This window comes from Neisseria sp. 74A18 (genome assembly GCF_001308005.1).
Lineage (GTDB): Bacteria > Pseudomonadota > Gammaproteobacteria > Burkholderiales > Neisseriaceae > Neisseria > Neisseria dumasiana.
The window spans coordinates 73,672-93,593 of sequence record NZ_LGZA01000002.1; the positions used below are offsets into that span (position 1 = coordinate 73,672).

The window sequence follows — 19,922 nt, forward strand, 5'->3', positions numbered from 1 at the left end:
GCCTTGAAAGGTTTATGATGCGGGCAGATGAAAGGAAGAAATATGAACCTTTTCGATACGCGCAGCGTGACGTTTGCCGAACCGATCGAGATGCTTTATGCCTGCCACGGCAAAGTGCGGCGTTTTTGCAGCCAGCTCGACGTTTTGCCCGAATACATGGCGCAGCACGGACGCAACGATACCGTGTTGCAGGCGGTGAAACAGATCAGCCAATATTTCAATGTGGCCGCGCCGCTGCATCATGAAGATGAAGAAAGCGATTTTTTCCCGCTGTTGCTGCAATATTGCCCGCAGGCGCAGGAAAATATTAACGAATTGTTACGCCAGCACGAAAGCCTGCATGAAAATTGGGCGGCGGTAGAGCAAGAATTTGCCCGTTTGCAGGCCGACTGCGCCTATCGCGTGGACGAAGTGGTGCTTCAGCGTTTTTGCGCCGCCTACGAAGCCCATTTGGTTTTGGAAGAACCGTTGTTTGAAATGGGCAGGCAGATTCCGCAGCAGGCATTGGCGGAGATAGGGCGGAAGATGGCGGCAAGGCGCAAGGCTTGAGATGCGGGAGTAAAAGCGGTTTGTATCTTTGAATAAAATGAAAATTGCTTGAGGCCGTCTGAAAGCGAATTGTGCGAACTTCGCAAAGCGGGTTTGGGGGCTAAATTTTTTCAAGCCGCAAACAGATTTCGTAGGGGCGGATTGCATATCCGCCCCTACGGTTTTCTTGGGTATGAATATCTCGGAATGGCGGCTGACTTATGCCAAGGTTTGAGGCCGTCTGAAACCCGTTTGGCGGTTTTTCAGACGGCTTCAAACAACTCAAACGATTAAAAACAGCGTAGGGCAGGATGTGCGCTACGCTGTTTTAAATTCACAGAGCAAACGGCTTACTCTTTTCTCAAAGCCTTGGGCAAAACAAACACAATGCTTTCTTCCACGCCTTCGCCCTCGCGGACGGTGTCGTGCCCCCAGCTTTGAATGGCGGCAATCACTTCCTGAACCAATACTTCGGGTGCGGATGCTCCGGCGGTTACGCCTACTTTGTTTTTGCCTTCAAACCATTCGCGCTGCAAGTAGCCTGCGTTGTCCACCATATAGGCATCGACGCCGCGCAGGGCGGCCACTTCGCGCAAGCGGTTGCTGTTGGACGAGTTGGGCGAGCCGACCACAATCACGATATCGCATTCTGCCGCCAAATCTTTTACCGCTTCTTGGCGGTTGGTGGTGGCATAGCAGATGTCTTCTTTGTGCGGGCTGCGGATGTGCGGAAAACGCGCTTGCAAGGCTTCGATGATGTCGCGGGTTTCGTCCACCGATAGAGTGGTTTGGCTCACATGGGCGAGCTTTTCGGCATCGCGCACTTCGAGCTTGGCAACGTCGTCCACCGTTTCCACCAGCAGCATACTGCCTTCGGGCAGCTGTCCCATCGTGCCTTCCACTTCGGGGTGGCCGGCATGGCCGATCATGATGATCTGATAGCCTTGGCTATCCAAACGCGCCACTTCTTTATGCACTTTCGTAACCAGCGGGCAGGTGGCGTCAAACACCTGAAAACCGCGCTCAACCGCTTCATCCTGCACGGCTTTCGATACGCCGTGGGCGGAATAAATCAGCGTTGCGCCTTCCGGCACGTCGGCAAGGTCTTCGATGAACACCGCGCCTTTTTCGCGCAGATTGTCCACCACGAATTTGTTGTGAACGACTTCATGGCGCACATAAATCGGCGCGCCGAACTCTTCCAGCGCGCGCTCTACAATGCTGATGGCACGGTCAACGCCCGCGCAAAAGCCGCGGGGGTTGGCCAAAATAATGGTTTTTTTCGTCATGATGGTGTTTGTTTCACAATAATGTTCAGACGGCCTTAGCGGCTTTTTCTTCTTTATCGCCGGCTTTTTTGTGTTTGAAGCCGTCGAGTATCAGCAATGCGGCGCCCACGCAGATAAAGCTGTCGGCCACATTGAACGCGGGATAATACCAGTTTTGCCAGTAAACCAACAGAAAATCAACCACATGGCCGTGAATCAGGCGGTCGATAACGTTGCCGACAGCACCGCCGATCACCATAGCCGCCCCGAGCTTGCCCCATTTGCCGAAATCGTCTTTCACAATCCCGCGGGCAAGGTAGAAGCTGATGACCACGGCCAGCCCCAAGAAAAAGTATTTCTGCCAGCCGCCTGCGTCCGCCAAAAAGCTGAACGCCGCGCCGGTGTTGAATACCAGCGTTAAATCAAAAATATGCGGAATCACGTTCAGGCGTTCGGCAAACTCAAAATTTTGCAACACGGCAACTTTGGTTATTTGGTCGAGCACGATGGCTGCCGCAACCAGCAGCCAATATTTCATTTTAGAAGTTTTCTGAGTGGTCATGTGTGTGTAATGCACGGGAATCAAAAGCCCGCATTTTACCCGAATCGCAGCAACACGGGGCTAATTTGCACACTTTGGCAAAGCAGTATGGTTTCAGACGGCCTTTAGGTATAATTCAGGCCGTCTGAAAACATTTGAAACATCGGAAACACCATGGCCGCATCACCCGAAGCCAAATATACGGAAGAAACCGTATTATGGATCAAGCACCACACACCCAAATTAATGACATTCGCCATCACCCGCCCCGAAGCCTACCGCTTTTCCGCAGGTCAATTTTCACGGCTGGGCTTTCGTGACGGCGAAGGCTTTATCTGGCGTGCCTATTCCGTTGTTTCCGCCGAATACGCCGACACCCTTGAATACTTCGCCGTATTGATCGAAGGCGGCCCCATGTCGGCTAAATTGGCAGAAATGAAAGAAGGCGATACCGTGTTGCTCGACAAAAACGCCACCGGCTTTCTGCTGCCCGAGCGTTTCCCCGACGGCAAAGATTTGGTGATGCTCTGCACCGGCTCCGGCATCGCACCGTTTTTATCCATTTTGGAACAGCCCGAAATTTGGCAGCGTTTCGACCGCCTCGCCCTTGCCCATTCAGTATCTTATGCCGACGAATTGATTTTCAACGACCGCATTGCCGCCCTTGCCGAACACCCGCTGATTGAAGAGCATTTCCACAAACTGCATTTCGTTCCCGTCGTAACCCGCGAAACCACCGACGGCACACTCGGCAAACGCCTGCCCGAACTGTTAAAAAACGGCGAACTCGCCGCAGCATTCGATATCCAGTTCACCCCCGCCGACACCCGCTTCATGATCTGCGGCAACCCCGCTATGGTGAAAGACACTTTCCAAGCCTTGCTAGACATGGGTTTCGCCATGCACCGCAACCGCATTCCGGGGCAAATCATGATGGAAAATGGATTTTAATGAATCTTGCGGATGCTTAATTGAAGAGGCCGTCTGAACAGTTTCAGACGGCCTCTTTCATGAGCAACGCTTATTTATAAGGCGTAGAAGTTAAAATCGCAGATTCCGATTTCGTTAAAATGCTCGGAATAAAACTTTCCGAATAGCCCGCAATAATCAAAATCAGCATAAGCGACCACGGATTGTCTTCCGACAAAATCACCGAGCTGATCAGGTTGGACTTAATCAAAATATAAGTAATGCTGCCCGTGAAAAAGGCTAAAAACAAACGCTCCAAACCAATCAGAAAATAGCAATGCCTTCTCTCAAATTCCTGAAAACTCAAATTCTTAGAGTTAATCAACACCCCCGTGCTGTTGCCGAGCAGAATGGCGAAAATAAACGGCAGAATGTCCCAAAAGTTTTGCAGAAAAGCATAATCTTTTCCAAACGGAAACACTTCCGACGCCACCTTAAACAACACGCACAAACAAATCGAAATAATGTTTGGCAGCAGATAAAGCAGCCGGTTTTTCAAAATAAGATTCTGCTCGTCGTGAATCGCATCAATCAGACGGGGGAAGAGGTTGACGTTGTCTGCATCATCATTGTTCAAACACATCGCCAACGCATGAGCAATCCGCTGCTTGTTGGTTTCGAAATTAATCGAACGTGAAAGAATACCTTTTGCGAGAATATAATCGCACCGCACCTTATTGAACCTATCTCGAATGATTTTTTCAGATTCATCCGTATGCCCGTCGATAAAGAGCTTGATTCGGTTTTGAATATTCGGGCTGTCGATTTCATAAATCACATACTCGTTGTGCATCGCCAGCACATTCACAACCGTGTTTCCCAAAATATCGACCGACCCCACCTGTATATTTCTAATCGACGGCACGATACCGGTTTTCGCATTTTCCGGAAGATAGTTCTCCATTTGCTTCTCCCTCACAGTTAAAGGTTGCTTCAAGCCAATTCAACAGAAATTTTTTAGTTTGGGTGTGTGGATATTTGGGAATGCTGTTTTGTTTTGATGTTATATTAACAATATAAATCATTGTTTTCATTAGGTCTAGGTGCTGGGGAGTGAGGGAGATAAGATGTTTCAGAGAAACCTGTGCAGTTCGTTTTCAGACGGCCTTAGTATATGAATCGCAGTTCCTCAAGTAATGCGTGCGCGACACCCTACACTTTAAAGCATAGCGAACGTTAAATCTTCATCGGTAGGGTGTTTGGCGTAGCCACGCACGCAGTTCAGTAGGCTAACAAAAATATTTAAAAAGCGGCTTATTCCCCAAAGTTCATCACCAAAGTTTCATGCGTTCCGCCCCAATCCGGCGGCAATAAACCATCGCGGACAAAGCGGTGGAAAGAAGAAAACGGCCAGTCTTTAACACTCGCTGCAAAACCGTGTTTTACCGGATTGAAATGTACATAATCCACGCAACGCTGCAAATCCGCATCATTATGCACGGTATGTTCGTAAAAACGGCGCTGCCAAATCCCTTTTTCATGCCGCCGCTGTTTGCTGGCGGATAAAGTATTTGATGTAGAAAAATGATTGGAAAAACCGGTTTTGATTAAACGCCAACGCAGCGAATAATCGCTATCGCCATCAGGTAAAGTCCAAATCGCATGAAGATGGTTGGGCATGACGCAAATCGCCACGGTTTCAAACGGATAGCGTTTTTGCACCGAGGCGTAGGCTTCGCGCAACAGATCGATATGTTCGACCAATAAACGCGATTTCGGGTCGGCAAGTTTCACGGTAAAGAAAAACGTGCCGCCCGCCAGATAGTTACGGCGATAGCGAGGCATTTATTTCCCTTGTTATTATTTCGAATTTTTGAATCATAACAAAGCTGTTCGGAAAGCAGAAGGCCGTCTGAAAATTTGCTTTCAGACGGCCTTGAGTGTGAATTGCCATACCCCAAACAACGCGTGCGTGCTGATAGTATATGCCCGACCATTTAAACAATAAACGTTAAACCATCGGTAGGGTGTGTGGCGCAGCCACGCACGCGGTTTTGAATGGAACAGCGCATATCGGCTGCAAAGATTTTAAAATCACGCCACATTATTTATGTTCAAAACGATGCCGTCTGAAAAGGAAGTTTCAGACGGCATTGGAATAGAGGCCTGAACAACGTGTGCGTGCGTACCGCACACACCCCACACATGGGGTTAAGTTTTATGCAGGCTACGGCTTGCTATCGCCGTCAGGCAAAGTCCAAATCGCATGAAGATGGTTGGGCATGACGCAAATCGCCACGGTTTCAAACGGATAGCGTTTTTGTACCGAGGCGTAGGCTTCACGCAGCAGATCGATATGTTCGACCAATAAACGCGATTTCGGGTCGGCAAGTTTCACGGTAAAGAAAAACGTGCCGCCCGCCAGATAGTTACGGCGATAGCGAGACATTTATTTCCCTTGTTATTATTTCGAATTTTTGAATCATAACAAAGCTGTTCGGAAAGCAGAAGACCGTCTGAAAAGGAAGTTTCAGACGGCATTGGAGCAGAAGCCCGAACAACGCGTGCGTGCGTACCGCACACACCCTACGCATAGGATTTTAAGTTTTATGCAGGCTACGGCTTGCTACGGCTTGTTAACCCAACCTACGCTTGCTATAAATTTAAAAACTTACTAATAGCACTACAAAGTTCAATTAAGTTATTAGCGAGACTGAATGCAGGCTCATATTTTTGAGCGTATTCAAGTATTGTTGAAAATCTTGCTAATTCAGATGAGTCTAAAACAGAATTATTGGACAATTTTTTAACTAAATTTTCTAGAAAAAATCTGTCATCCTGAGATAAAGAGTTACTGTTATGTGCTAAAGATGAAATACAAGATAAATCATTTTGAGAAATAGACAAATTTATCATTCCGTTTCCATATTGGATAATGGTAACATTTTGGGTATTCATTGTATTTCTAATGGTTAGTGGTTCAACCGAAAACCGCTTTTCATAAAGGCGAAAACCATCAACTTTCCATTCACCAGACGAACACAAAATTACATAGGCATCGCTACTTCTTTCACTTTGATCTCGAAAAAAGGTAATAATTTCATTTTGTTGAAAAGTGTCATTAATACGCTCCAACTTGTTTTTCTGCATAAAACCGAAAAAATATTTGCGAAATGGAACAAAAATTTCTTTTTTGCCATTACTATAAGTTCTCAATCGAGTTTCTCTAAAAATATCTGATTTTTCGTAGGTTTTTTCTTGGTCGTATTTTTCTAAGGAATAGGAGATATACCAACATAAAACTATTGTTACGATGATAACAATTGCGAGAATAAATTTAAAATGGTGAAAATCCAAAAGCAGACTCCTTATTTGTAAAGTTGAAATTAAAATGTTTCGTAATAGTTTAATTTGAAATTGCATTAAAGTTAAGTAACTTGCAATATCTCTTTCAAATACTTCCCCGTATAACTCCCCTCAACTTTCACCACCTCTTCGGGGCTACCTTTAGCAATAATCCTCCCCCCGCCATCTCCCCCTTCCGGCCCTAAGTCCACAATATAATCCGCAGTCTTAATCACATCCAAATTATGCTCAATAATCACAATCGAATTACCTTTGCCTTTCAGACGGCCTATTACTTCCAGTAGCAGGGCGATGTCGGCGAAGTGCAGGCCGGTGGTGGGTTCGTCTAGGATGTAGAGGGTGCGGCCGGTGTCGCGTTTGGAGAGTTCGAGGGCGAGTTTGACGCGTTGGGCTTCGCCGCCGGAGAGGGTGGTGGCGGATTGGCCGAGGCGGATGTAGCCCAGGCCTACGTCCATCAGGGTTTGCAGTTTGCGGGATACGGTGGGCACGGCATCGAAGAATTCGCGGGCTTCTTCTACGGTCATGTCGAGCACTTGGCTGATGTTTTTGCCCTTGTATTGCACTTCGAGGGTTTCGCGGTTGTAGCGTTTGCCGTGGCACACTTCGCAGGGTACATATACGTCGGGTAGGAAGTGCATTTCTACTTTAATCACGCCGTCGCCTTGGCAGGCTTCGCAGCGGCCGCCTTTGACGTTGAACGAGAAGCGGCCGACGTTGTAGCCGCGTTCGCGGGCAAGCGGTACGCCGGCGAAGAGTTCGCGGATGGGGGTGAAGAGGCCGGTGTAGGTGGCGGGGTTGGAGCGGGGCGTTCGGCCGATGGGGGATTGGTCGACGTTGATGACTTTGTCGAGATGTTCGAGGCCGGTGATGTCGTCGTAAGGCGCGGGTTCTTCGTGGGCGCGGTTCAGCTCGCGCGCGGTAATTTTGGCGAGGGTGTCGTTAATCAGGGTGGATTTGCCGCTGCCGGATACGCCGGTGATGCAGGTAATCAAACCCAAAGGCAGCTCGAGGGTAACGTTTTTGAGGTTGTTGCCACGTGCGCCTTTGAGGACGAGCATTTTTTCGGGGTTGACGGGCGTTCTTTCAGACGGCACGGCGATGGCTTTTTTGCCGCTGAGGTATTGGCCGGTAACGGAGTTTGTGCAGGCGGCGACTTTGTCGGGGGTGTCGGCGATGATAACGTTGCCGCCGTGTTCGCCCGCGCCGGGGCCCATGTCGATCACGAAATCGGCTTCGCGGATGGCATCTTCGTCGTGTTCGACCACGATCACGCTGTTGCCGAGGTCGCGCAGGCGCTTGAGGGTGGCGAGCAGGCGGTCGTTGTCGCGCTGGTGCAGGCCGATGGAGGGTTCGTCCAAAACGTACATCACGCCGGTTAAGCCGCTGCCGATTTGGCTGGCAAGGCGGATGCGCTGGGCTTCGCCGCCGGAAAGGGTTTCGGCGCTGCGGCTGAGGTTCAGATAGTCGAGGCCGACGTTAATCAGAAAGCCCAAGCGCTCGGTGATTTCTTTGAGGATTTTTTCGGCGATGTGTTTTTTGTTGCCTTCCAAATCGAGGGTTTCAAAGAATTGGTGCGTTTGGGTGAGCGGCCATGCGGAAATTTCGTGCAGCGGCTGTTTGCCTACATAAACATAACGCGCTTCTTTGCGCAAACGTGCGCCGCCGCAGCTGGGGCAGGCTTTATGGCTTTGATATTGCAACAACTCTTCGCGCACGGTGTTGGAATCGGTTTCGCGGAAACGGCGTTCAAGATTGGGGATGATGCCTTCAAAAGCGTGGCTGCGGTTGAAGGTAGTGCCTTTTTCGGAAAGGTAGCGGAAGTCGATAACGTCTTTGCCGGAGCCGTGCAAAATCACTTTTTTTACTTTTTCAGGCAGTCCTTCAAAGGGGGTATCGACATCGAAGCCGTAATGTGCGGCCAGCGATTGAATCATTTGAAAGTAAAACTGGTTGCGTTTGTCCCAGCCTTTAATCGCACCGGCGGCTAAGGAAAGCTCGGGGTGCATCACCACGCGCTCGGGGTCGAAGAAGTTCATATTGCCCAAGCCGTCGCAGGTGGGGCAGGCGCCGACAGGGTTGTTGAAGGAAAACAGGCGCGGTTCGAGTTCGGGCAGGCTGTATGAGCACACGGGGCAGGCGAATTGGGCGGAAAACCAATGTTCTTCGCCGCTGTTCATTTCCAGCGCCAGCGCACGTTCGCCGCCGTGACGCAGAGCAGTTTCAAAACTTTCGGCCAGCCGCTGTTTGATGTCGGCTTTCACTTTCACGCGGTCGATGACCACGTCGATATTGTGCTTGATGTTTTTTTCGAGCTTGGGCACTTCGTCGAGCTGATAGACTTCGCCGTCCACGCGCACGCGGGCGAAGCCTTGCGCCTGCAAGTCGGCAAAGAAATCGACAAATTCGCCTTTGCGTTCGCGCACGGCGGGAGCGAGAATCATCACGCGGGTGTCTTCAGGCAGTTTTAAGACGGCATCCACCATTTGCGATACGGTTTGGCTGCTCAAAGGCAAATCGTGTTCGGGGCAATGCGGCGTGCCGACGCGGGCATACAAGAGGCGCAGATAATCGTGGATTTCGGTAACGGTGCCGACGGTGGAGCGCGGGTTGTGGCTGGTGGACTTTTGTTCGATTGAAATGGCGGGCGACAAGCCTTCGATCAAATCGACATCGGGCTTATCCATCATCTGCAAAAACTGGCGCGCATAGGCCGAAAGGCTTTCCACATAACGGCGCTGGCCTTCGGCATAAAGCGTGTCGAACGCGAGCGAGGATTTGCCGCTGCCCGACAAACCCGTTACCACCACGAGCTTGTGGCGGGGGATGTCGAGATCGACGTTTTTCAGATTATGGGTGCGTGCGCCGCGAATGCGGATGGTGTCGTTGTCGTGCTTGCTCATGATGGTGAGGCCGTCTGAATTCCGGTTAAAAAAGAACCGCGTATTGTAACATTTTTATGTGTTTTGCCGTGTATAAAGTCTGTTCAGACGGCTATGCAGGCAGAAGCGTGCATATCGGCGCAAGCTGTTATCTGTTGCGCCGATATGTTATCTTTACAGCCTTTTTCTTCAATACGTTTAACAACCATCATGCATTTAATCGATTCACACTGCCATCTGAATTTCGACGGCCTCGCCGGCCGTTTGCCCGAAGTGTTTGCCAATATGGCCGAAAAAGAAGTTAGGCAGGCGTTGGCCATCAGCGTGAGCAGGCAGACTTTTTCTGAAGTATTGGCGATTGCCGAGGCGCACGAACACATTTTCGCCACAGTGGGCATTCATCCCGATGAAAAAGACACGCCCGAATTTACCGTGGCCGAGTTGGTGGAACATGCCAAACACCCTAAAGTGGTGGGCATCGGCGAAACAGGTTTGGATTACCACTGGTGCCAAGGCGATTTGGGCTGGCAGTACCAACGGTTTGCCGACCATATCGAGGCGGCCAACCAAAGCGGTTTACCGTTGATTATCCACACCCGCGATGCGGCGGCGGATACCATGCGCATGCTGCGCAAACATCAAGCCCATGCAGGGGTAATCCATTGTTTTACCGAGAATGTGGAAGTGGCCAAAGCTGCGCTGGATTTGGGTTTTTATATTTCGTTTTCAGGTATTGTTACCTTTAAAAATGCTGCGGATATCCAAGAAGCCGCCAAGTATGTGCCGCAAGACCGGATTTTGGTGGAAACCGACGCGCCGTTTCTCGCCCCCGTGCCTAAACGCGGCAAGCCCAACGAGCCGGCTTATGTGCGCTATACTGCTGAATTCGTAGCGAAACTGCGCGGCGATTCTGTGGAGCATATCGCTGAAATCACCACCGAAAACTTCTACCGGTTGTTTAACAAAGTGCCCAAGTTGGCGTGAAAAAAGCTGAAACATGGCAAACCCGCAGAGGCCGTCTGAAAACTTTCCTAAACGGAGCGTGAACCGTGAGTAAACCCACCCTGTTTCAAATCGACAAATCCCTTGAAAAGCCCGAGCGCGTGATGCTGGCGGGGGTGATGCTGAGTGCGGATTATTCCGGTGCCAACGAATGGCGCGAACAGGCTTTTCAGACGGCCTTGGCCGAAGCGGCAGACTTAGTGCGCGCGGCGGGCGGCGATTTGGTGTGTACCGAAACCGCCAAGCGCGACAAAGCCCATACCGCGCTGTTTGTCGGCACGGGCAAGGCCGAAGAGTTGGCGGAACTGGTGCGGCAGCACGACATTGAATTGGTGGTGTTCAACCACGAACTGACACCGACGCAGGAGCGCAATTTGGAGCGCGTTTTACAATGCCGCGTGCTTGACCGCGTGGGGCTGATTCTGGCGATTTTCGCCAAACGCGCACAATCGCAAGAAGGTAAACTGCAAGTGGAGTTGGCGCAGCTTAATCACTTAAGCGGGCGGCTGGTGCGCGGTTACGGACACATGCAAAGTCAAAAAGGCGGTATCGGTTTAAAAGGCCCGGGCGAAACCCAGCTCGAAACCGACCGCCGCTTAATCAACCAAAAAATCACCGCCTTGAAAAGGCAACTGCAAAACGTGCAGAAACAGCGTGCCACCCGCCGCAAATCGCGGATGCAGGGCAGCATTAAAACTTTTGCGCTGGTGGGCTATACCAATGCGGGAAAATCCAGTCTGTTCAACCGTTTAACCAAAGCCGACGTGCTGGCGAAAGACCAACTGTTCGCCACGCTCGACACCACCGCCCGCCGCCTGTATCTGTCGCCCGAAGCCACGGTTATCCTAACCGACACCGTCGGCTTCGTGCGCGATTTGCCGCACAAGCTGGTGTCGGCATTTTCCGCCACTTTGGAAGAAACCGCGTTGGCCGACGTGCTGCTGCATGTGGTCGATGCCAGCCATCCCGATTTCGAGCGGCAGATGGACGATGTAAACACCGTGCTCGAAGAAATCGGCGCACATGAAGTGCCGCAACTGATCGTGTACAACAAAATCGATCTGCTGCCCGACAACAAACGCCCCGCCGGTATTCTGCGCGATACGCAGGGCAGGGCGGTGGCGGTGAATATTTCCGTTACCGAAAGTTTGGGCTTGGATGCCTTGCGCGAAGCGATGATTGAGCGGGCGCAAGATTAAGGTAGGTTTTACAAGCGATTGGGGTTAGAATACCGCCCATCTTTAATTGGTTTTGTGCAAAACAGACACCGCTGTGAAACAAAGCCTAAGTGATTCCATTCAGACGGCCTTTCATGATGTTTAGGCCGTCTGAAAACATTTTTCCCAATACGATTAAAAGAGAACATTATGAGCCAATACGTTTATTCCATGCTGCGCGTGAGCAAAGTGGTGCCGCCGCAAAAAACCATCATCAAAGACATTTCCCTGTCGTTTTTCCCCGGTGCGAAAATCGGTCTGCTCGGTTTGAACGGCGCGGGCAAATCCACCGTGTTGCGCATTATGGCGGGTGTGGATAAAGAGTTTGAAGGCGAAGCCGTGCCGATGAGCGGCATCAAAATCGGCTATCTGCCGCAAGAGCCGGAGCTGGATCCTGAAAAAACCGTGCGCGAAGAAGTGGAAAGCGGTTTAGGCGAAGTAGCTGCCGCGCAGAAGCGTTTGGAAGAAGTGTATGCCGCGTATGCCGATCCAGATGCCGATTTTGATGCTTTGGCTGAAGAACAAGGCCGCTTGGAAGCCATTATCGCGGCAGGTTCTTCAAGCGGCGGCGGTATGGAGCATGAATTGGAAATTGCTGCCGATGCGCTGCGCCTGCCCGAATGGGATGCCAAAATCGGCAATCTTTCCGGTGGTGAAAAACGTCGCGTGGCCTTGTGCAAGCTGTTGTTGAGCAAGCCGGATATGCTGCTTTTGGACGAGCCGACCAACCACTTGGATGCCGAATCGGTGGAGTGGCTGGAGCAGTTTTTGGTGCGCTTCCCCGGCACCGTAGTGGCCGTGACCCACGACCGTTATTTCTTGGACAACGCCGCCGAATGGATTCTCGAGCTTGACCGCGGGCACGGCATTCCGTGGAAAGGCAATTACTCTTCTTGGCTGGAGCAGAAAGAAAAACGCTTGGAAAACGAGGCTAAAACCGAAGCCGCCCGCCTGAAAGCCATGAAGCAGGAATTAGAATGGGTGCGCCAAAACGCCAAAGGCCGCCAAGCCAAATCCAAAGCGCGTTTGGCACGCTTTGAAGAGATGTCTAACTACGAATATCAAAAACGCAATGAAACCCAGGAAATCTTTATTCCCGTGGCCGAGCGTTTGGGTAACGAAGTGATCGAGTTTGTAAACGTGAGCAAGTCGTTCGGCGACAAACTCTTAATAGACGATTTGAGCTTCAAAGTGCCGCCCGGTGCGATTGTCGGCATTATCGGCCCCAACGGTGCGGGTAAATCGACCCTGTTTAAAATGATTGCAGGCAAAGAGCAGCCGGACAGCGGCGAAGTGAAAATCGGCCAAACCGTGAAAATGTCGCTGATTGACCAAAGCCGCGAAGGTTTGCAAAACGACAAAACCGTGTTCGACAACATCGCCGAAGGCCGCGATATTCTGCAAGTCGGCCAGTTTGAAATCCCCGCCCGCGCTTATTTGGGCCGTTTCAACTTCAAAGGCAGCGACCAAAGCAAGATTGCCGGCAACCTTTCCGGCGGCGAACGCGGCCGCCTGCATTTGGCGAAAACTTTGCTTGCCGGCGGCAACGTGCTGTTGTTGGACGAACCTTCCAACGATTTAGACGTGGAAACTCTGCGTGCGCTGGAAGATGCTTTGCTGGAATTTGCCGGCAGCGTGATGGTGATTTCGCACGACCGCTGGTTCCTCGACCGTATCGCCACCCATATTTTGGCAGCGGAAGGCGATTCGAAATGGGTGTTCTTCGATGGTAACTATCAGGAATACGAAGCCGATAAAAAACGCCGCTTGGGTGAAGAAGGCGCGAAGCCGAAACGGATTCGCTATAAACCGGTAACACGTTGATTAAGAGTTTGAAAAGGCCGAGACCTTTGCAAAACCCCCATCTGCGGCGCATTTCTGCGTTGTGCGCTGCTCGCTCGTTTGCCTATCTATATGATATGTCTGCACTCGCTGTGCTGCTACGCCTTGAACTGCATCCACATCTGGGGGTTTTGCAAAGGTCTCAGGCCGTCTGAAAAAAATCAGACGGCCTTTTGGTATTTTGGGGCAGATGAATGAATATAGAGTTAATCACTTAATCTTTAACACAAGATGCCGTAACGCCGCAGTAAGCGCTGACTGGATTGACTATGTATCTGTATTAGTTGCTGTAAATCCGGCAGTCTTTATCGGCGGACTTGCCTTTGAAAAAATGATTTTCATCCGAGCAGCTGCTGGCGCTGGATTCGCACACTATGGCAATCAAAGATTCGTTGATTTTTAATACACGCGGCTCGTTGTTTTTATCAAAGGCAACCGCTTTCAAAGTAAATTTATCGTCGTGCGCGCCACGCGCGACACCTTGCGGACGGATACAGAAATGGCCAGTAGAAGTTTCGGGTAATGGCGGCCAAGTTGTTGAATTCAATTTAAACGAACGGTGCTGCTGGTAAAATTGCTCCATCATTTGGGCATTTTTTATTAGGGCGGTGTGAGCTTCGTGAAGGCGGGTATTTTTAATGTATTTTTGATAAACGGGAATAGCGATAGCCGCTAGAACGGCTAGAATGGCAATGGTAAAAAGCAGCTCGGTCAGCGTGAAACCGCGTTGTGTGTGCACAATAATCCCCTTTTAAAACTAATAACTAGGGTGATTATGTAAAGATTTGTTTGACCTGTAAAGTAAATCTTAACGGTTTGGCAGGCGAATGTATTTATTTGTACACGTAACAGTTCACGTTGGAATTGGAAGAATTCGAAACTGTGGCGGTTGCCGTTCTGCCTTCGCAAAGGGTAACGATGCCGCTGCCGTTGAGCTGCATATGGCGTTTTTCGTTGGGATTGTTGTCATTCGGTTCGGCGATAAGGGTAAAGTCGTCGCCGCTTGCCGCTTGATAACGGATATTGAAATATTGATTGGTTTCAAGCGCATCGGAAGATATAGAGGCGGGGAAACGGTGTTGCTGCGCGTATCGCCGTTCTAAGGTTTGTGCGCTTACCAGCAGGTCGGCACGCACATTCTCCAAGCGGGTTTGACGGACATACGTTTCGTATGACGGATAGGCAATTGTGGCAATAAGGGCTAACGTAAGAACCACAATCATTAATTCAATCAGGGTAAAGCCTTGTTGTCTTTGTTTGGTCATGTTGCAGGTCGAGTCAGTAATCGGTTAGACGTAATGTATAGTATAAGCATACTAAATTATTGTTGTTTCTCTGAAAAGTATAAATGAATATAAGTTTGACGGTTGTCATATCCGATATATGGTAGTGTAAAGATGTTGAACGGAGTAACAGTATGTAAAACAACAATTATGCTGAGAATGTGCAGATTTGTGCGACAGTGAAAGTTTTTGATGTTGCATGGCACTTATTGTGTAAAAAATGACTTCATGAATACTTTAAAGAACAATAAAATATAAGTTTGAAAAAAAGATAGGTGCTTGGAGGGGCGGTTTTTTTTCAGTACACTTCACTCGGTTTATGTTCCGTTCGGCCTGCTGTTGCGGCCGCTGCTCATTTAATTTATAGGGAACACAATAATTTTAAAGATTGAGGCATTATGGCAAAAGCGGTGAAATGGATAACGGCGTTGGCCGTTGCTGCGGGGTTAGGCTTTTTAGCCTGGATGTATTTGAAGCCGGAAGAAAAAATCAATTATTTAACCCAGCCGGTTGCAAAAATGGATATCAACCAAACGGTGAGTGCTACGGGAGAAATCTCCGCAGCACAGTTGGTAACCGTAGGTTCCCAAGCATCGGGGCAGATTAAAAAGCTCTACGTTAAAATCGGCCAACCAGTCAAAAAAGGCGAATTGATTGCAGAAATCGACTCGACTACGCAAATCAACACCCTCAATACCCATAAAGCCAAGTTGGATACGTTCCGTGCCCAGTTGGTATCCGCCGAAATCAAGCATAAAACCGCCGCAAAAAAATATCGGCGCGAACAAGCACTATGGGCCGAAAACGCCACGTCTAAAGCCGAGTTGGAAGATGCCGAAGATGCGCTGTCTGCAGCGGCGGCATCGGTAGCCGAGTTGAAATCCCAGATCAAACAGACGCAGATTGCGATTAATACCGCCGAAGCCGATTTGGGATACACGCGTATCGTTGCCACAATGGACGGAACGGTGGTGTCTATTCCGGTGGAAGAAGGGCAAACGGTGAATGCCAACCAAAGCACGCCGACCATTGTTCAGCTGGCAGATTTGAGTAAGATGTTGAACAAAATGCAGATTGCCGAAGGTGATGCGGGTAAGGTTAAAGCAGGGCAAAGCCTGACCTTTACGATTTTGGCTCAGCCTGAAAATATGCGGGATGCCGTTATCGACACGGTTGACCCCGGTTTAACCAAAATGTCGCAAGGATCATACACCACCAGCACAGACACCACCGATACGGCCATTTATTACTATGCCCGCGCTTTTGTGCCGAACGAAGACGGCTCCCTCCATATCGGCATGACCACCGAAAATACGATTGTGATTAAGCGTGTGCAGCAGGTATTGGGCGTGCCTAATTTGGCAGTCAAAACCAAAGCGGGTAAAAAAACCGTGCGGATTTTGGGCGATAAAGACCAAGTGGAAGAGCGCACGGTAAAAACTGGCTTGAGCGACGGCACCCATATAGAGATAACCGAAGGCGTAAAAGAAGGAGAGCAAGTGATTATCTCCGAATCGGGTGCGGCGGATATGAAAAACGGTAGCCGTAATGGCCGTATGCGGCCGATGTAGTCGGAGCGGAGCATGGGTTTTATCGAATGTAAAGGCATCAACCGCTATTTCGGCAGCGGCGACAGCCGGGTGCATGTGTTGAAAGACATCAGCCTCAGTATAGAAAAAGGCGATTTTGTGGCCATTATCGGCCAATCCGGCTCGGGCAAATCAACGCTGATGAATATTTTGGGGTGTTTGGACACGGCCAGTTCGGGGTCGTACACCATCGACGGCGTGGAAACCGCACAAATGACGGCAGACCAACTGGCCGGGCTACGCCGCAAGCGTTTCGGTTTTATTTTTCAGCGTTACAATCTGCTCAGTGCATTGAATGCGCGGGATAATGTAGCTTTGCCGTCGGTTTACGCGGGTTTGGAAAAAGCCGACCGCAGCCGGCGGGCCGATAAGCTTTTGCATGATTTGGGCTTGGAAGGCAAAGAAAACAATAAGCCCAGCGAGCTTTCGGGCGGCCAGCAGCAACGTGTCAGCATCGCACGCGCTTTGATGAACGGCGGCGAAATCATTTTGGCCGACGAACCCACCGGCGCGCTGGATACGCAATCGGGCGACAATGTGATGGAAATCATTCATTCTCTGCACGCCCGGGGGCATACGGTGATTTTGGTTACGCACGACCCGAAAATCGCCGCCAATGCCAACCGTGTGATCGAAATACGAGACGGAGAGATTATTTCCGACATCAGTAAAAATGCCGAAGTGCCGCCGAGCAATGTGGGCAGCATTCGCGAAAATACGTCGTGGCTGTTCTTTAAGGACCAGTTTATCGAATCGTTCAGGATGTCGGTGCAGGCGGTTTTGGCACATAAAATGCGCTCGCTGCTGACCATGCTGGGCATCATCATCGGTATTGCTTCGGTGGTTTCGGTAGTGGCTTTGGGAAAAGGTTCGCAGGAAAAAATCCTCAAAGACATCAGTGCCATTGGCACCAACACCATCAGCATCCGGCCGGGCAGAGGGTTTGGCGACCGGCAATCTTTCCGCATCCGCACCCTTACCATCGCCGATGCCGATGCCATTTCCAAACAAAGCTATGTAGACAGCGTAACGCCGATGGTTGCTTCGAGCGGCACGGTAACCTACCGCAATATCGACGTGACCGCCCAGCTTTTCGGTGCGGGCGAGCAATATTTCGACGTGCGCGGCATCAAACTTGCGGAAGGCCGTCTGTACGATGCCGACGATGTAACCAACAACAATCAGGTAGCCGTTATTGACGATAACACAAAAAACAAGTTGTTTTCAGACGGCACAAGCCCCATCGGCAAGGTTATCCTGTTTAAAAAACGCCCGTTAAGAATCATCGGCGTAACCGAAAAAGACACGAGCAGTTTCGGCAGCGACGACAACCTGCAAATATGGGCGCCTTACACGACCGTAATCAACCAAATCAGCGGCCAGCGGTATATCAATTCCATTACGGTAAAAGTCAAAGACGATGTCAATTCCCAAGCCGCCGAAAAAGGTTTGGACGAACTGCTGCTTTCGCGCCACGGCGTGAAAGACTTTTTCATGCAAAACAGCGACAGCATCAAGCAAACGGTGGAAAGCGCTACCGGCACGATGACGTTGCTGATTTCCAGCATTGCATTGATTTCACTGATCGTGGGCGGTATAGGCGTGATGAACATCATGCTGGTGTCTGTTACCGAGCGCACTAAAGAAATCGGTGTGCGTATGGCCATCGGTGCGCGGCAGTCGAACATTTTGCAGCAGTTTTTGATAGAAGCGGTGTTGATTTGCCTGCTCGGCGGATTGAGCGGCGTGTTGCTTTCCTTTGCCATCAGCTTGGTGTTCAACCATTTTGTTACCGATTTCGCCATGACTTTTTCTACCCTTTCCATCGTGGCCGCCGTAACCTGTTCCACCATTATCGGCGTCGTGTTCGGCTTTATGCCGGCCAAGAGAGCTTCGCAGCTTAACCCGATAGACGCGTTGGCACACGATTAATGTTTTCAGACGGTCTTCTACGCCTTAGGCCGTCTGAAAACCCTAAGGACCATTCATGAAAACCAACCGATTGTTTCAGACGGCCTTAAGCTTGGGCATCGTCATTTCTTTGGGCGGTTGCGCCGTCAACCACACTGCCCGCTCCGATTTAACGCTGCAAACATCGGGCAGCATTATTCCGGCGGAAGAGGCCGCACAGCGTTACCATATCGCCGCAGACTGGTGGAAGCTTTATGAAGACGGCCGTCTGAACGCGCTGGTGGCGCAAGCTTTGGCGAACAATATCGACTTGAAAAAAGCCGCAATTAACGTCAACAAGGCCCTTTATCAGGCCAATATTCTCGGCGCCGGCCTTGTGCCTGCATTTAACGCATCGGCCGGTGCGTCTGCCAATAAAAACCTCAACAACGGCAACAGCAGCCGCTCGTTCAGCAGCCAGCTCGGCTTAAGTTACGAAATCGACTTGTGGCAGAAACTCAATGCCAAAGCCGATGCCCAAGTGTGGGAATATCAGGCCACCCAGCAAGATTTGGCCGCCGCCCGCCTGACCTTGTTCAACAATGTGGCCGATGCCTATTTCAACATCGCCTATTTGAATGAAGCCATTGCCCTTACCGAAAAAAACATTAAGCAATACCGTGAAATCAGCCGCATTTCGTCTGCCAAATACAGGCACGGTAAAGCCGATGCCGCACAGCCCCGCCGCGCGGAACAGGCTCTGTTGGCCGCCCAAAACAGCTTGATCCAACTGCACAACAACCGTGAAGCCGTTGAAGAGACCTTGCGCAACCTTTTGAATCTCAAACCCGGAGAAGCTGCGGCGGCGGCTCCGGCCGAATACCGTTTGCAAGCCGCGCGCGGTGTCGATTTAAACGTGCCCGTGGCAACGCTGGCCAACCGCCCCGATTTGCGCGCAGCCGAATACCGCCTGCAATCTGCCGTGAAAAGCGTTGATGCCCAAAAACGGAGCTGGTATCCCGCCATCACCATAGGCGCAAGCATCAGCACTTCATCCGACAAAGCCCGCACCCTGTTCGACGTGCCGTTTTTAGGCGGGTCGGTTAAGCTCAACCTGCCTTTTCTGGATTGGAATACCCTGAAATGGCAAGACAAAACTGCCGAAGCCAATTTCAATCAAGCCCGCCTGAATTTCGAGCAGACACTCACCGCTGCGTTGAACGAAGTGTTGGGGCATTATCAGAAATACGGCCATGCGCTAACGCTGCTGGAAAACGCGCACAAGCAATACGCGCTTGATCAAAAAAACAGCCGTTATTACCAAGTGCGCTACCAATACGGAAAAGACGAGTTGAAAGACTGGCTGGAAGCCTTGAACACCGAGCACAGCTCGGCACAAACGGTGTTGAACCGACGCTACGACGTGTTGAAATACGAAAATATGGTGTATAAGGCGATGGCCGGGCGTTACGCCGAAAAATCAATTGACTAGGCTTATTTGGGGTTTCGATTTAGCCGGAACAAAGGTCTCAGGTCTGAAGGCCGTCTGAAAACATGGTTTCAGACGGCCTCGTTTATATTTCATCCTTACAAGATGAAAGGGCGCAC

19 protein-coding genes are annotated in these 19,922 nt (G+C 50.4%); 10 read left to right on the forward strand and 9 right to left on the reverse strand.

All coding sequences use genetic code 11. The annotated features are described in order from the left end of the window. Positions 1 to 42 precede the first annotated feature (42 nt). Together AKG43_RS01235 and AKG43_RS12660 are read left to right on the forward strand one after the other, a co-directional pair. A complete protein-coding gene (locus AKG43_RS01235) occupies positions 43 to 549 on the forward strand; it encodes a hemerythrin domain-containing protein (RefSeq protein ID WP_054598758.1) in 507 nt (168 codons plus the stop codon). A gap of 48 nt (positions 550 to 597) precedes the next feature. Beyond that, positions 598 to 822: a hypothetical protein gene (locus AKG43_RS12660; protein ID WP_156300592.1), complete on the forward strand. Its 225-nt coding sequence runs from the start codon at positions 598 to 600 to the stop codon at positions 820 to 822. A gap of 56 nt (positions 823 to 878) precedes the next feature. Here the strand turns inward: AKG43_RS12660 and ispH are convergent, their stop codons facing one another. Together ispH and lspA are read right to left on the reverse strand one after the other, a co-directional pair. Beyond that, the gene (gene ispH / locus AKG43_RS01240; protein WP_054598759.1) at positions 879 to 1,817 is read right to left on the reverse strand and encodes a 4-hydroxy-3-methylbut-2-enyl diphosphate reductase; all 939 of its coding nucleotides are present in this window, start codon (positions 1,815 to 1,817) and stop codon (positions 879 to 881) included. A 25-nt stretch (positions 1,818 to 1,842) separates the two neighbouring features. Further along, positions 1,843 to 2,358 carry a signal peptidase II gene (gene lspA, locus AKG43_RS01245; RefSeq protein WP_054598760.1) on the reverse strand — a complete coding sequence of 172 codons (516 nt, stop codon included), beginning with the start codon at positions 2,356 to 2,358 and terminating at the stop codon, positions 1,843 to 1,845. A gap of 153 nt (positions 2,359 to 2,511) precedes the next feature. Here lspA and AKG43_RS01250 point away from each other — a divergent pair, with 153 nt between their 5' ends. Then, on the forward strand, positions 2,512 to 3,288 hold the full coding sequence (locus tag AKG43_RS01250) for a ferredoxin--NADP reductase (RefSeq protein WP_054598761.1): 777 nt from the start codon (positions 2,512 to 2,514) through the stop codon (positions 3,286 to 3,288). 70 nt (positions 3,289 to 3,358) lie between these two features. Here AKG43_RS01250 and AKG43_RS01255 read toward each other — a convergent pair whose 3' ends face one another. From AKG43_RS01255 to uvrA, 5 genes are all read right to left on the reverse strand, one after another. Next, complete coding sequence (locus tag AKG43_RS01255) at positions 3,359 to 4,210, reverse strand: hypothetical protein (RefSeq protein WP_054598762.1); 852 nt, start codon at positions 4,208 to 4,210, stop codon at positions 3,359 to 3,361. A gap of 350 nt (positions 4,211 to 4,560) precedes the next feature. Beyond that, on the reverse strand, positions 4,561 to 5,091 hold the full coding sequence (locus tag AKG43_RS01260; protein ID WP_054598763.1) for a transposase: 531 nt from the start codon (positions 5,089 to 5,091) through the stop codon (positions 4,561 to 4,563). A gap of 382 nt (positions 5,092 to 5,473) precedes the next feature. Beyond that, the gene (locus tag AKG43_RS01265; RefSeq protein ID WP_231718080.1) at positions 5,474 to 5,695 is read right to left on the reverse strand and encodes a hypothetical protein; all 222 of its coding nucleotides are present in this window, start codon (positions 5,693 to 5,695) and stop codon (positions 5,474 to 5,476) included. 206 nt (positions 5,696 to 5,901) lie between these two features. Next, the gene (locus tag AKG43_RS01270; RefSeq protein ID WP_156300593.1) at positions 5,902 to 6,603 is read right to left on the reverse strand and encodes a hypothetical protein; all 702 of its coding nucleotides are present in this window, start codon (positions 6,601 to 6,603) and stop codon (positions 5,902 to 5,904) included. 71 nt (positions 6,604 to 6,674) lie between these two features. Continuing rightward, the gene (gene uvrA / locus AKG43_RS01275) at positions 6,675 to 9,512 is read right to left on the reverse strand and encodes an excinuclease ABC subunit UvrA (protein ID WP_054598765.1); all 2,838 of its coding nucleotides are present in this window, start codon (positions 9,510 to 9,512) and stop codon (positions 6,675 to 6,677) included. A 189-nt stretch (positions 9,513 to 9,701) separates the two neighbouring features. Here uvrA and AKG43_RS01280 point away from each other — a divergent pair, with 189 nt between their 5' ends. The 4 genes from AKG43_RS01280 (at position 9,702) to AKG43_RS13075 (ending at position 13,707) form a co-directional block, all read left to right on the forward strand. Continuing rightward, positions 9,702 to 10,475 carry a TatD family hydrolase gene (locus tag AKG43_RS01280; RefSeq protein ID WP_054598848.1) on the forward strand — a complete coding sequence of 258 codons (774 nt, stop codon included), beginning with the start codon at positions 9,702 to 9,704 and terminating at the stop codon, positions 10,473 to 10,475. 122 nt (positions 10,476 to 10,597) lie between these two features. Further along, positions 10,598 to 11,692: a GTPase HflX gene (gene hflX, locus AKG43_RS01285; RefSeq protein ID WP_369799559.1), complete on the forward strand. Its 1,095-nt coding sequence runs from the start codon at positions 10,598 to 10,600 to the stop codon at positions 11,690 to 11,692. Between the two features lie 165 nt (positions 11,693 to 11,857). Beyond that, the gene (gene ettA, locus AKG43_RS01290; protein ID WP_156300594.1) at positions 11,858 to 13,534 is read left to right on the forward strand and encodes an energy-dependent translational throttle protein EttA; all 1,677 of its coding nucleotides are present in this window, start codon (positions 11,858 to 11,860) and stop codon (positions 13,532 to 13,534) included. A 26-nt stretch (positions 13,535 to 13,560) separates the two neighbouring features. Beyond that, the gene (locus AKG43_RS13075) at positions 13,561 to 13,707 is read left to right on the forward strand and encodes a lipoprotein signal peptidase (RefSeq protein ID WP_082402930.1); all 147 of its coding nucleotides are present in this window, start codon (positions 13,561 to 13,563) and stop codon (positions 13,705 to 13,707) included. A 125-nt stretch (positions 13,708 to 13,832) separates the two neighbouring features. Here AKG43_RS13075 and AKG43_RS01295 read toward each other — a convergent pair whose 3' ends face one another. Continuing rightward, entirely contained in the window at positions 13,833 to 14,291 is a 459-nt protein-coding gene (locus AKG43_RS01295) for a type IV pilin protein (protein ID WP_156300595.1), read from the reverse strand. A 94-nt stretch (positions 14,292 to 14,385) separates the two neighbouring features. Further along, positions 14,386 to 14,817, reverse strand: coding sequence for a type IV pilin protein (locus tag AKG43_RS01300; RefSeq protein ID WP_054598769.1), 432 nt, complete (start codon positions 14,815 to 14,817; stop codon positions 14,386 to 14,388). A 416-nt stretch (positions 14,818 to 15,233) separates the two neighbouring features. On the opposite strand from AKG43_RS01300, the gene AKG43_RS01305 reads away from it, so the two are divergent. The 3 genes from AKG43_RS01305 to AKG43_RS01315 are packed head-to-tail and all read left to right on the forward strand — an operon-like array spanning position 15,234 to position 19,806. After that, entirely contained in the window at positions 15,234 to 16,406 is a 1,173-nt protein-coding gene (locus tag AKG43_RS01305) for an efflux RND transporter periplasmic adaptor subunit (RefSeq protein ID WP_054598770.1), read from the forward strand. Between the two features lie 12 nt (positions 16,407 to 16,418). Continuing rightward, the gene (locus tag AKG43_RS01310) at positions 16,419 to 18,356 is read left to right on the forward strand and encodes a MacB family efflux pump subunit (protein ID WP_054598771.1); all 1,938 of its coding nucleotides are present in this window, start codon (positions 16,419 to 16,421) and stop codon (positions 18,354 to 18,356) included. Between the two features lie 55 nt (positions 18,357 to 18,411). After that, entirely contained in the window at positions 18,412 to 19,806 is a 1,395-nt protein-coding gene (locus tag AKG43_RS01315; protein WP_054598772.1) for a TolC family protein, read from the forward strand. Positions 19,807 to 19,922: the final 116 nt, after the last annotated feature.

What these genes read in the sequence shown, in the direction of transcription:
- AKG43_RS01250 (WP_054598761.1), top strand. Translation starts at nt 2,512, where the DNA reads ATGGCCGCATCACCCGAAGCCAAATATACGGAAGAAACCGTATTATGG.
- uvrA (WP_054598765.1), bottom strand. Translation starts at nt 9,512, where the DNA reads ATGAGCAAGCACGACAACGACACCATCCGCATTCGCGGCGCACGCACC.
- AKG43_RS01265 (WP_231718080.1), bottom strand. Translation starts at nt 5,695, where the DNA reads ATGTCTCGCTATCGCCGTAACTATCTGGCGGGCGGCACGTTTTTCTTT.
- lspA (WP_054598760.1), bottom strand. Translation starts at nt 2,358, where the DNA reads ATGACCACTCAGAAAACTTCTAAAATGAAATATTGGCTGCTGGTTGCG.
- AKG43_RS01280 (WP_054598848.1), top strand. Translation starts at nt 9,702, where the DNA reads ATGCATTTAATCGATTCACACTGCCATCTGAATTTCGACGGCCTCGCC.
- hflX (WP_369799559.1), top strand. Translation starts at nt 10,598, where the DNA reads ATGCTGGCGGGGGTGATGCTGAGTGCGGATTATTCCGGTGCCAACGAA.
- AKG43_RS01315 (WP_054598772.1), top strand. Translation starts at nt 18,412, where the DNA reads ATGAAAACCAACCGATTGTTTCAGACGGCCTTAAGCTTGGGCATCGTC.
- AKG43_RS01235 (WP_054598758.1), top strand. Translation starts at nt 43, where the DNA reads ATGAACCTTTTCGATACGCGCAGCGTGACGTTTGCCGAACCGATCGAG.
- AKG43_RS01310 (WP_054598771.1), top strand. Translation starts at nt 16,419, where the DNA reads ATGGGTTTTATCGAATGTAAAGGCATCAACCGCTATTTCGGCAGCGGC.
- AKG43_RS01305 (WP_054598770.1), top strand. Translation starts at nt 15,234, where the DNA reads ATGGCAAAAGCGGTGAAATGGATAACGGCGTTGGCCGTTGCTGCGGGG.
- AKG43_RS01300 (WP_054598769.1), bottom strand. Translation starts at nt 14,817, where the DNA reads ATGACCAAACAAAGACAACAAGGCTTTACCCTGATTGAATTAATGATT.
- AKG43_RS01255 (WP_054598762.1), bottom strand. Translation starts at nt 4,210, where the DNA reads ATGGAGAACTATCTTCCGGAAAATGCGAAAACCGGTATCGTGCCGTCG.
- AKG43_RS01260 (WP_054598763.1), bottom strand. Translation starts at nt 5,091, where the DNA reads ATGCCTCGCTATCGCCGTAACTATCTGGCGGGCGGCACGTTTTTCTTT.
- ispH (WP_054598759.1), bottom strand. Translation starts at nt 1,817, where the DNA reads ATGACGAAAAAAACCATTATTTTGGCCAACCCCCGCGGCTTTTGCGCG.